Below are 10566 nucleotides of genomic sequence, written 5' to 3' on the forward strand. Positions count from 1 at the left end.
GACACGATGGGTCACACGGTGGAAGCCGGCGCTGAACGCCTTCGCCATCACCTTCGCCGACCGGATGCCGGCGGCGGAGAACCACTAACCATGGAAACGCCTCTTACACCGTTAGAGCGACAGTCCCCAGGCGCACGCCCACAACGACTACGAGCACGATCGGCCGCTGCTGGATGCCCTCGAGCACGGCTTCACCTCCGTGGAGGCCGATGTGTGGCTGGTCGAGGGGGAACTGCGGGTGGCCCACGACGCCTGGGAGCTGGCCGATGCCCCGACCCTGGAGGAGGCCTACCTGGACCCGCTGGCGGAACTGGTCTCGCCCAACGGCAAGCAGCTCTATCCCCGTTATGACGGGGACTTCCAGTTGCTGATCGACATCAAGAGCGAGGGTCCCGCCACGTGGGCGGCGATCGAGGAGGAGTTGGCCGAGCACAAGAAGTTCATCACCGGCTACCACCAGGGGCAGGTCAAGGACCGGGCCGTGGAAGCGGTGATCAGCGGCAACCGGCCCCTGGCCGACATGCAGGCCGCGAAGACCCGGTACTCCTTCTACGACGGGCGCTCCACCGACCTGGGCTCCGGGGCGGACCCGGAGTTCATGCCGCTGGTGAGCGAGAACTGGACCAAACTGTTCACCTGGCAGGGCGTAGGGGAGATGCCGGCCGCTGAGCGAGAGGCTCTGCACGACTACGTCGAGCAGGCCCATGCCGCCGGGTACCGGGTGCGGTTCTGGGCCACCAACGACATCGCCGGGCAGGCCCGGGAGAACCTGTGGTCCGAGCTGCAGGCGGCCGGGGTCGACCACATCAACACTGACGACCTTCCCGGCCTCCAGGAGTTCCTCGCCCGCTGAGGAAATTCGAGCACGACGTCCCCGACCAGGTTCTGCCGCTGCATGTGGCGAGCCTCTCGCGTGCGTGACGGCGGGCACGCACGGTGGCGCCGAGCGTTCACCTGCTGTTGGACGGAGGTCACAGCGTTTCCCTACGATGTCGGAGGCCGACAGGACCCCCCCAAGTCCTGTCTGACCAGCACGGATGCACCCCCGGGCAACCGTGCCGAGTGCCCCAGGTGTGCAACCTCAGTCCAGCTGGGGCACTCCACTGTCACCGTCGCGGTCGGCCCCTCGTCCCGGGGGTGGGTTGCCGGCCTGCGGGGCGCGAGGCCGGTCATGCGCGGCCCGGCTCCCGGCCGAGGAACTCGTCCCGGTTGTGGGCGGCGCTGACGGTGGAGACGTAGGAGGCATGGGCCAGCCAGAGCAACCGGGGGTCAACGCCAGGCGGCACGGCGGTCAAGACCTGCCGTGACCACGACGCTGGCGGCGGTGACCCCCAGAGAGGCCACCGTCACGGTCGCTCCGAGCACGGGGCTGCGCAGACCGAAGTACAGCGCGGAGAAGGAGGCGAACAGGGCCCAGTCCAAGCCCTCCAGCACCAGGACCGTGGTGCGTCCCGGGGTGCCGGAGGGCAGATTGGCGATGCGCAGGCTGCTCCACAAGGTGGTGGCATTGTTGAACGCCCACACCGGGGGGAACAGCCAGCCGGGAGGAGCCCCCGGCGGGGTCTGGAGGTCGTTGTAGAAGGAGGAGTCACCGTTGAAGCCCGCCGGCAGGGCACTGGTGGCGTTGGCGGTGAGCCCGACCGCGGCGACGTGCCACCAGCGGTAGCGGCGGGCCGGGGCCGGTGCGGCGGCCCGGAGGGCAGTCGTGGTCATGGTGCGGGGTCCTTGCTCGTGCCCGGGGCGGGGTGCTCCTGCACCGGGGGTACGTGGGCGACATCGAAGAAGTGGCCGGTGGCCGCGCGCAGATAGCGCTCGATCACCGACTGCTCCTCGGGGGAGAACGTCTCGACGAGTCCGTCGAGACGTTCGAACAAGGACTGTAGGGCGCCCAGGGTGGCCTCGAGGGCGGCGTCGGGGGGTTCGAGCACCTTCCGCTGCCGATCTGAGGGATGGGCACGGCGTTCCAGATGCCCGGCCTGCTCCAGCCGGTCCACGAGTTCGGTGGCCGATCCGGTGGAGATGCCCAGCCGCCCGCTGAGCTCGGCCGCACCGAGGCGGTCCTCGCTGCTCATCACGTGGTTCATGGCGGTGTAGTCCAGGGGCCGCAACCGGAGCCGGTGGGCCGGCTGCTGGTCCACCTCCGCGGTCGCGAGCGTCGAGCTCGCCGAGGACGTCCTGGAGCCGGTCGGTGGTGCAGGGGTGCGGCCCGTGCGGTTCGTTGAGATATTACTGGTCGAGCTGGCGGCACATGCAGGAGTGCAGCACTTGCAGCTCGGTCATGCTCAGCGCCCCCAGCTCAGCCGGGAACGCCTCGACCGGGCGGGGCTCAGGGGTCGGCACGGGTCTGCTCCGTGCTGGACGCGAAGTAAAGGTGCGCTCATGATCGTGTCCATGCGCGGGGCTCAACTGGGGGCGGTCATTCGCGATGCGTAGGGCGCTGTGCGCAGACGGACAAGGAGCCGCCGTGGTTTATCTTCCAGGCCCTGATCCGAAGAAGGAACCGGGGTCGAAGGTGACACTCTGCGCCCTCTCGGTACCAACGCCTCCGGTGGTGGGGTCAGCGCAGGCGCAGGTCGTAGCTGAGTGTGTCGAGCATCTTGCGCTGACCGTTCCGGGGCCTGTACCGCGGCTGATGGGGTGCGGTTGCTCACACCGCACCGCGGCCACAGAGATGTCGGCCTCCGGCCGCAGGCAGACCCCAGCTGGGGGTGGATCGCCCGCAAGGCCCAGTCGAGTTGCTCAACACCACCGACAACGACGATGGTGAACCGGTGCAGGTGCAGGCCTCCTCCCGCCGGAGCGGAGCCGTGGCCGCGCTATGGCACCGGTGGGTGGGCGCGGATCTGTTCGTAGAGAGCCTGGATCCGGTCGTCGAGCTCGTCGATGACGGCAGCCACCGCCGCCGGGCCGACCTCGAGCACGTCCACGACGTCCCAGTCCTGGTGGTTGGCCCCGGCCGGGACCGGGATCCCGTCGAGGGTGCCGAAGGTGATGACCCGGTCCGCCGCGGCCACCACGTCGTCGGTGACCGGTTTCGGGTACAGGTCCTCGGTGCTGACGCCGCGCTCTGCCAGCACCGTGACGACGTGCGGTTCCAGTGCCGTTCCGGGCAGCAGACCCGCCGAACGGACCGTGAGCGTGTCGCCGGCGTGGTGGGCCAGCAGAGCCGCGGCGATCTGGGCGCGTCCGGTGTCGTGCTCGCCGACGAACAGCACCTGCGGCACCCCCGCATGCCCCGGGTCGGCCGTGCTGGTGGCCCGGGCGTGGGCCAGGGCCGCGTAGGACTCGAAGATCATCCGCTCCACCAGATCGGCGGAGAACACCCCGGCGTAACGCTGCGCCAGGTGCTCGGCGGTGCGCGCCAGCACATGGGCGTCCAGGGGCTGGGCCGACCCGGCAGGAACAACGGGGTCGGTGGGCTCGCTCATGTCCGCCCTCGGGCGGGTTCAGGGCCGGTGCCGGCGGTGATCTTCAACCACAGGGCCTGCACCCGGGTCTCGAGCTCGGCGATGGCCTCGGGGTCCCGGTCGGCACCCAGGGCTGGAGGTGTCGGCCAGTACTGACAGTGGGTGCCCTCGCCCACCGGCCCGAGTCGCTGGTCGCCGAAGACGATGACCCAGTCGGCGGCGGACAGGATCGGGTCGGTGAGCGGTTTCGGGGCTGCGGTGGCCGGGTCGACCCCGTGCTCGGCCAGCAGCCGCACCGCGTGCTGGTCCCGGGCGGCGCCCGGGCTGATCCCGGCCGAGCGGGTCACCACCGCCGCCCCGGCGTGTGCGGCCAGCAGGGCTGCGGCCACGGCGGCCGGACCGGTGTCGTCGTCGTCCACGAACAGCACCTGGCGCACCGACCGGCCCCGGTCCTCGTTCTCCCGGGCCAGGGCCCGCAGCCGGTCGGCGGCACCGTGCAGGGCCATCGGGGCCAAATACGTCGGGATCCTCGCCTGCCGGGCCAGATCCGTATGGCACTCGGCTACGCAGCGCTCGACCAGCTCCGGGAAGAAGACCCCGGCCCAGCGGTCGGTGAGGTGCTCGGCGGCCCGGTGCAGCACCCGCGGGTCCTGCAGATCCGTCTCCTGCTCGGTCATGGTGTCCCCCTGTGCTGATCGTCCCCCGACGTCTCGTTCCGGGTCGCGCGGCAGCTCCAGTGCACGGAGCCGCTGGTCCGATGTGGTCGTGGTGTGCCGGCACCTTGTGGTGATCGACCACACTCCGGTTCCCCGTGACAGCCTGTCCAGGACCACGAAGGGCGCAGGCGGGCTCCGCCCGATGGACCCAGTCCTGGCACTGGCATCGTGCCGGCACCATCCCAGTGTGCGACGCGGCGATGACTTCCGGATGACCGGGGGATGGACAGAAGGTGACGCAGGTCACCCACGTGCCACCCCTGCTCGCCGAACCTCTTGTCCTTTCCGGTCGTCCCTCGGTGTGTCTCCGGGGCGGACGTGATCGACTGTCCGGGACCGGGCCGATCGGGTGGCCCCGGAACCGGGACGACAGGAGTGGGCTGGTCGGTGGCACTCCGGTGCTCCTGGTACAGCACGCCACCCACCACGGCCCCGGGAACCGCGATCAGGACCATGACCGCCGGGGTGTCGGTGGCCACCGCCAGGACCGCCACTGCAGTGGGGGTCGTGAACACGAACAGGCGGACCCCGGTCCGCAGACCCCGTGGATCGGTCTTCTGCTGGGTCATGGCATCCCCCCGTGCTGGCCGCCCACCAGCTTCTCGTTCGTCTCAGCACGGCAACGTCACCGCACAGGGCTGCCGGTGCGACAAGCTCGCGGTGCCCCCGCACCGTGCAGCAACGCGCCGCCAATCGGATCCCCCTGTGACAGCGGTGCCAGAGCCGCGAAAGGCGCAGACGGGCTTCACCCGGCGGGCCCCGTCCCGGCACCGGCTCCGTGCCGGCACAACCCCAGTCTGCGACGCGTCGATGACCTCCCGGTGGCCACCGGATGGACAACAGGTGCCGTGCGTCACCCCGAAGTGTCCGGGGCGCCCATCCTTGCGGTCGCATCCGTGCGCCACGATGACGCTGCGCGGTAGTCGTCAGCCGGAGCGGAATGTCCATGACGGTCTGTCCACCCCCTGCGCCGACGCCGGAAGACCGACGGGGACGGGGGACTGTCCGCTCGATCCGCCCTGGTCAGCGACCGATTCCCAGCCCCGACACAGAGTTCTGATAACTGGGACATATCGGTGGCTGATCCAGTGGAGTTCGTCCTGGGCCCACCGGTCCGGGCCGGTGGACAGGGGGCTCACCGAAACATCGCCCGGGGGAGCCCACACCTGTCATGACCGATTCCGACCGCCGTCCGGCCTCCGCATCCGGAGCAGTCTCCGCGGAGACCACACCGTGGGCAACCACCCGTGCGGGAGTTCCCGCAGGCACAACCTCCGACGACGCCACGGAAGCTGCCGCCGCCGCCGGTGGCAAGCGGCGGCTGGTCGGGATCGACGCCGCCCGCGGCCTGGCACTGATCGGCATGGTCTCCATCCACATCCTGCCCGCCTGGGACCCGGAGACCTTCGCCCCCACCGCCCAGTGGACGCTCTTCGCCGGACGGTCCGCAGCCCTGTTCGCGCTGTTGGCCGGGGTGAGCCTGGCCTTCACCTCCGGAGGACGCACCGCCCACACCGGCCGGGCGATGACCGCCACCCGGGCCGGGATCCTGGTCCGGGCCGGGTTGATCACCGCCCTGGGCCTGGCGATCAACCCGCTGATCCCGGGCGCCACCGCCGAGGAGATCCCGGCGATCAACATCCTGATCTACTACGGGGCCTTCTTCGTCCTGGCCATCCCGTTCCTGGGCCTCTCCGCCAAGGCCCTCTTCGGCTGGGCGGCGGTGTTCGCCCTGGCCGCCCCGGTGCTCATGCACGCCACCCGTGAGGCCCTGCCGGCCGCCGCGGCGCTCAACCCCGGCTTCGTCGACCTGGCCGCCGCCCCCGGGGCCACCCTCGCCCACCTGTTGCTGACCGGCACCTATCCGGCCCTGCCGTACCTGGCCTATTTGCTGGTCGGTCTGGGGATCGGGCGGCTGAACCTGGCCGGCATCCAGGTGCAGGTCGGCCTGCTGCTGGTCGGCCTCGGGGTCGCCGTGGTGGCGTGGCTGGTCTACTGGGTGCTGATCCTCCAGGCCGGCGGCTACGACCAGCTCATGACCCACACCCCGGCCCTGACCGAGGACGGGATCGACGACATCATCGTCTTCGGCCCGGACCCGGTGCTGCCGACCACCACCTGGTGGTGGCTGGCGATTGCCGGCCCGCACACCAACACGCCCCTGGCCCTGGCGATGGGCCTGGGCTCGGGGGCGGCCGTGCTCGGGGGCTTCCTCCTGCTCACCCGCCGCTTCGGGAGCTGGTTGCTGCCGTTGAGCGCGATGGGCACCATGACCCTCACCCTGTACTCGGCTCATCTGCTGGCCCTGTCCGCCGAGGTGCACTACGACCAGCCCTACCTGTGGTTCTTCCTCCAGATCGGGGTGGCCGCGCTTTTCGCCACCGCCTGGCACCGCGCCCTCGGACAGGGACCTCTCGAACGCGTCGTGGCCCGTGGCGCGGGCCTCACCCGCCGCCTGGTCCTCACCGGATACCGCACGCGCTGACAGCACGGCATCTGCACGCCGCCGGACACCGGTCGATCCGACAGGCCAGTTGCCCTCGGCGTCGATGACGGACGATGCCGGTCACCGTGCACAGGGCGTGGGAGGGACGCAGGGAGGGCATCAGGTGTCGGCAGTAGCATCGTCGACAGTTGATGACGAATCTCAGGAGGTGTGGTCATGGATCGTTCCCGCCCGGAGTGCTGGTTGACGGACATGGACGGGGTGCTCGTCCGTGAGGGCGAGGCCCTTCCGGGCGCCGCTGACTTCTTGCAGCGCCTCGTCGACCAGGAACGCCGTTTCCTGGTGCTGACCAACAACTCGATCTACACCCCCCGAGACCTCGCGGCCCGGCTGGCCAAGAGCGGACTGACCGTGCCCGAGGAGTCGATCTGGACCTCGGCGCTGGCCACCGCCGGGTTCCTCGCCGACCAGGTCCCCGGTGGCTCGGCGTACGTGGTCGGTGAGGCAGGTCTGACCACCGCGCTGTACGAAGTGGGCTACACCCTCACCGATGTCAGCCCCGACTACGTGGTCCTGGGGGAGACCCGGACGTACTCCTTCGAGGCCATCACCAAGGCGATCCGGCTGATCGAGTCCGGGTCACGCTTCATCGCGACCAACCCGGACGCCACCGGACCCTCAGCCGAGGGGCCGCTGCCGGCGACCGGTGCGGTCGCGGCCCTGATCACTCGGGCCACCGGTGCCGTTCCGTACTTCGTCGGCAAGCCCAACCCGATGATGTTCCGCAGTGCGATGAACCGCATCGAGGCCCACTCCGAGACCACGGTGATGGTCGGTGACCGGATGGACACCGACGTCGTCGCGGGCATCGAAGCCGGGCTGGAGACGATCCTGGTGCTGAGCGGGTCCACCCGAGCCGCCGACATCACCACCTACCCGTACCGCCCCGGACGGGTCCGGGATTCGATCGCCGACGTCATCGAGCTCATCTGACCCGGCGCCGGATTCCTCCAGCCCGCGCCCTTCCAGATCCAGCACAGCGCACGAGGGGATGACCACGATGAGCAGCGATACATCGCCCACCCGTCAGGAGATCCACGACGAGCTCGAACGCGTGCGGGCCGACTTCCACGCCCTCGTGGCAGCAGCGACCCCAGCGGATCTGCGCCGGCCCTCGTCCGGCACCCGCTGGACCAACGGGCAGCTGCTGTTCCACATGTTCTTCGGCTACCTGATCGTTCGCCGTCTGATCCCGCTGGCGCGCCTGATGGGTCGTCTCCCCGGGTCGGTCAGTCGCACCTTCGCCCGGGTGCTGGAGGCCGGGACCCGGCCCTTCCACCACATCAACTACCAGAGCGACCGTGGGGCGGCCCGGGTGATCCACGGTCCGCGGCTGCTCCGGTGGTTCGACCGTACCCTCGACGTCCTGCACGCCCAGCTGGAGGCCGAGCCCGCGGCCGCATTGGCCCGCGGGATGCACATGCCCGTGTCCTGGGACCCGTACTTCCGGGAGTGGATGAGCCTGGCCGAGATCTACCACTACGGCACCCAGCACTACGACCATCACCGACAGCAGCTGACCATCGGCCGGCCATCATGAGGAGACCCTTGATGAGCTCGGTGTTGCGGTCGATGTAGCCCAGTCGGCGTTCTGCGCTCTGGGTGGGATCGCCAATTCAGGATTGAGCAAGCTGATGCTGTGGGGTGAACACGAAGTCCGTCCCCTGCGCTTCATGTGTGGCCGAGCTGCCGGCCACGAGATTGACGTTGCAGTAGGGGTTCCCCGGGTTCTTGCGGTGGTTGCAACACTGAGCGTTGGGGGGTGGTGTTGTGGGTGGGTACTCGATCTTGATCAGGCCGGATCTGCTCCAGGTGTTTTGGGAGCGGATGCAGGCCGGGGAGTTCATCACCGGGGCGGTGGCAGCTATCCGTACAAGCCGGCGCACCGGGGCCCGGGTCCTGGAGGAGGCCGGTGAGGTGCGGCCACGCCGCGGACGCGACCTCAAGGGTCGGTGCCTGAGCTTCGCCGAGCGGGAGGAGATCGCCCTGTTGCGCGTTCAGGGACAGTCTTTGCGGCAGATCGGGGCGGCGATCGGCCGATCACCGTCGACGATTTCTCGAGAGCTGCGACGTAACGCCACCGCCCAAGGCGGCTATCGGGCCACGACAGCGCACGTGCTGGCCTATGAAAGAGCAGCGCGCCCGAAGCCAGCGAAGCTGCACACCCATCCCGAGGTGCGTGCGATCGTCGTGAGAGACCTCGCCAAGAAGTATTCGCCGGAGCAGATCGCTGGGCGCCTGCGACGAGAATTCCCCGACAAGCCGGAGATGTGGGTGTCGACCGAGACGATCTACCAGTCCCTCTACGTGCAGTCCCGTGGGGCCCTGAAACAGGAGCTGACCCGATACCTGCGCACCGGACGAGCTGTGCGCCGGCCCTGCCGCAAGGCCGGGCAACGCAAGAACCGGGTCCCGGACATGATCAACATCAGCGACCGGCCCGCTGAGGCCAAGGACCGCGCAGTGCCGGGCCATTGGGAGGGTGACCTGATCATTGGCAAGAACAATCAGAGCGCCATCGGAACCCTGGTGGAACGCACCACCAACTACACGATGCTTGTTCACCTGCCCGAGGGTTACAAACACGAACAGGTCCGTGACGGGCTGGCCGCGAAGATCAAGACACTGCCGGAGGCGCTGCGACGGTCGCTGACCTGGGATCAAGGCACGGAAATGCGCGACTGGAAGCAGGTGCGGGTGGACGCCGGGATCGAGATCTTCTTCTGCGACCCACACTCGCCCTGGCAACGCGGTATCAACGAGAACACCAACGGCCTTTTGGAGTGGTCCCCGAATGTTGGACTCTTAATTGAACGTTACGCGGGTGCGGGGGTTTGGGCGAGGTATTCATCGGGGCTGAGGTAGCCGAGTTTTTGTTGGATGCGGGTGCTGTTCCACCACTGGAGATACCTGGCGAGCCCGGTGTGGAAGTCCTCGATGGTGCTCGGTTGCTGGATCCGGAACCATTCCTCTTTGAGGTGGCTGAAGAAGCCTTCCATGGAGGCGTTGTCCAGGCAGGTGCCTTTGCGAGACATCGATTGGGTCAGTCCGGCGTCACGGATCGTGTCCTGCCAGTGCGGGTGCCGGTATTGGAATCCCTGGTCTGAGTGGACGAGGGGTCGCTCGTCCGGGCCAAGACTGTTGATGGCGGTGTGTAGGCCGTCGGTGACCATTTTGACGCTCGGGGAGGGACCTGCCATGACCGAGACGATCCGGTTGTCGTGAAGATCGAGGATGGGTGAGACGTAGATCTTGGCGGCGCCGACGGTGAACTCGGTGACATCGGTGGCCCACTTGGTGTGTTTGGTCGCGGTCTCGAACTGGCGGTTCAAGAGGTTCTCGGCCGTCGTGCCGACCTCGCCGCGGAAGGAGTTATATCTGCGCCGGCGTCGTACCGGGCTCTGCAGCCCGAGTACGCGCATGAGCTTCAGCACGGTCTTCTTCGACACCGTCCATCCCTGCCGCAGCAGCATGGCCAGCACGCGTCGGTGCCCATAGGCGCTTCGCGCCTGCGTGAAGACCTGGCGGATGGCTTCTTTGAGCTTCTCGTGCCGGTCCGGTCGGGCGAGGCGGATGCGGTGGTCGTAGAACGTGGAGCGGGGAAGCTTCGCCAGCTCCAGCTCCAGCAACAGCGGTAACCGGTGGTGGGCCTTGAGATCATCGACCGCTTGAACTTTCAGCGTCGTTGCTGTGACCTCAAGGCCCGCAATTTTCCCAGGTACGCCACCTCCGCTCGTAACCGCTCGTTCTCTCTGCGCAGTTGCTCGACCTCGCTCTCAGGGGCAGGGCCCTCCCGAGTGACCGGTCGCCTGTCAACGGCGAGTGAAAACTGACCCCTTTCCGGCATCTGAAGGTTGACCCCCTGATCACTCGTCTTCTTGGGTTCCGGCCGCGGGCACGCGGCCGAGATCTCGGTTCTTCAGCCGGTAGGAGTCGC

The 10566-nt window shown here is 68.6% G+C and carries 10 protein-coding genes; 5 read left to right on the forward strand and 5 right to left on the reverse strand.

The window, feature by feature from the left end:
- Positions 1-211 precede the first annotated feature (211 nt).
- The gene (locus CRM73_RS16190) at positions 212-853 is read left to right on the forward strand and encodes a hypothetical protein (RefSeq protein ID WP_370658556.1); all 642 of its coding nucleotides are present in this window, start codon (positions 212-214) and stop codon (positions 851-853) included.
- A gap of 416 nt (positions 854-1269) precedes the next feature.
- On the opposite strand, the gene CRM73_RS16195 is transcribed toward CRM73_RS16190, so the two are convergent.
- From CRM73_RS16195 to CRM73_RS16210, 4 genes are all read right to left on the reverse strand, one after another.
- On the reverse strand, positions 1270-1713 hold the full coding sequence (locus tag CRM73_RS16195) for a TspO/MBR family protein (RefSeq protein ID WP_229588473.1): 444 nt from the start codon (positions 1711-1713) through the stop codon (positions 1270-1272).
- Positions 1710-2138 (reverse strand): MarR family transcriptional regulator, encoded by a 429-nt coding sequence (locus tag CRM73_RS16200; RefSeq protein WP_229588475.1) that lies wholly within the window; start codon positions 2136-2138, stop codon positions 1710-1712. Before CRM73_RS16200 ends, CRM73_RS16195 begins: the two co-directional genes overlap by 4 nt.
- 678 nt (positions 2139-2816) lie before the next feature.
- Positions 2817-3428 carry an arsenate reductase ArsC gene (locus CRM73_RS16205; protein ID WP_229588477.1) on the reverse strand — a complete coding sequence of 204 codons (612 nt, stop codon included), beginning with the start codon at positions 3426-3428 and terminating at the stop codon, positions 2817-2819.
- Positions 3425-4084 carry a low molecular weight phosphatase family protein gene (locus CRM73_RS16210; protein ID WP_095650920.1) on the reverse strand — a complete coding sequence of 220 codons (660 nt, stop codon included), beginning with the start codon at positions 4082-4084 and terminating at the stop codon, positions 3425-3427. Before CRM73_RS16210 ends, CRM73_RS16205 begins: the two co-directional genes overlap by 4 nt.
- 1210 nt (positions 4085-5294) lie before the next feature.
- Between CRM73_RS16210 and CRM73_RS16215 the strand changes: the two genes are divergently transcribed.
- From CRM73_RS16215 to CRM73_RS16230, 4 genes are all read left to right on the forward strand, one after another.
- The gene (locus tag CRM73_RS16215) at positions 5295-6608 is read left to right on the forward strand and encodes a heparan-alpha-glucosaminide N-acetyltransferase domain-containing protein (protein WP_229588479.1); all 1314 of its coding nucleotides are present in this window, start codon (positions 5295-5297) and stop codon (positions 6606-6608) included.
- A gap of 177 nt (positions 6609-6785) precedes the next feature.
- Complete coding sequence (locus tag CRM73_RS16220) at positions 6786-7562, forward strand: HAD-IIA family hydrolase (protein ID WP_095650922.1); 777 nt, start codon at positions 6786-6788, stop codon at positions 7560-7562.
- Positions 7563-7629: 67 nt separating this feature from the next.
- Positions 7630-8169: a DinB family protein gene (locus CRM73_RS16225; RefSeq protein ID WP_229588481.1), complete on the forward strand. Its 540-nt coding sequence runs from the start codon at positions 7630-7632 to the stop codon at positions 8167-8169.
- A 230-nt stretch (positions 8170-8399) separates the two neighbouring features.
- Positions 8400-9494: an IS30 family transposase gene (locus tag CRM73_RS16230; RefSeq protein ID WP_229588483.1), complete on the forward strand. Its 1095-nt coding sequence runs from the start codon at positions 8400-8402 to the stop codon at positions 9492-9494.
- Here CRM73_RS16230 and CRM73_RS16235 read toward each other — a convergent pair.
- Positions 9446-10258, reverse strand: coding sequence for an IS3 family transposase (locus CRM73_RS16235; protein WP_229588485.1), 813 nt, complete (start codon positions 10256-10258; stop codon positions 9446-9448). The genes CRM73_RS16230 and CRM73_RS16235 overlap by 49 nt on opposite strands.
- Between the last annotated feature and the right edge of the window lie 308 nt (positions 10259-10566).

It is taken from the genome of Kocuria sp. CCUG 69068 (assembly GCF_020833785.1).
Lineage (GTDB): Bacteria > Actinomycetota > Actinomycetes > Actinomycetales > Micrococcaceae > Kocuria > Kocuria rosea.

Coding starts and splice junctions, on each gene's coding strand:
- CRM73_RS16195 (WP_229588473.1), bottom strand. CDS start 1,713: ATGACCACGACTGCCCTCCGGGCCGCCGCACCGGCCCCGGCCCGCCGC.
- CRM73_RS16205 (WP_229588477.1), bottom strand. CDS start 3,428: ATGAGCGAGCCCACCGACCCCGTTGTTCCTGCCGGGTCGGCCCAGCCC.
- CRM73_RS16210 (WP_095650920.1), bottom strand. CDS start 4,084: ATGACCGAGCAGGAGACGGATCTGCAGGACCCGCGGGTGCTGCACCGG.
- CRM73_RS16215 (WP_229588479.1), top strand. CDS start 5,295: ATGACCGATTCCGACCGCCGTCCGGCCTCCGCATCCGGAGCAGTCTCC.
- CRM73_RS16220 (WP_095650922.1), top strand. CDS start 6,786: ATGGATCGTTCCCGCCCGGAGTGCTGGTTGACGGACATGGACGGGGTG.
- CRM73_RS16225 (WP_229588481.1), top strand. CDS start 7,630: ATGAGCAGCGATACATCGCCCACCCGTCAGGAGATCCACGACGAGCTC.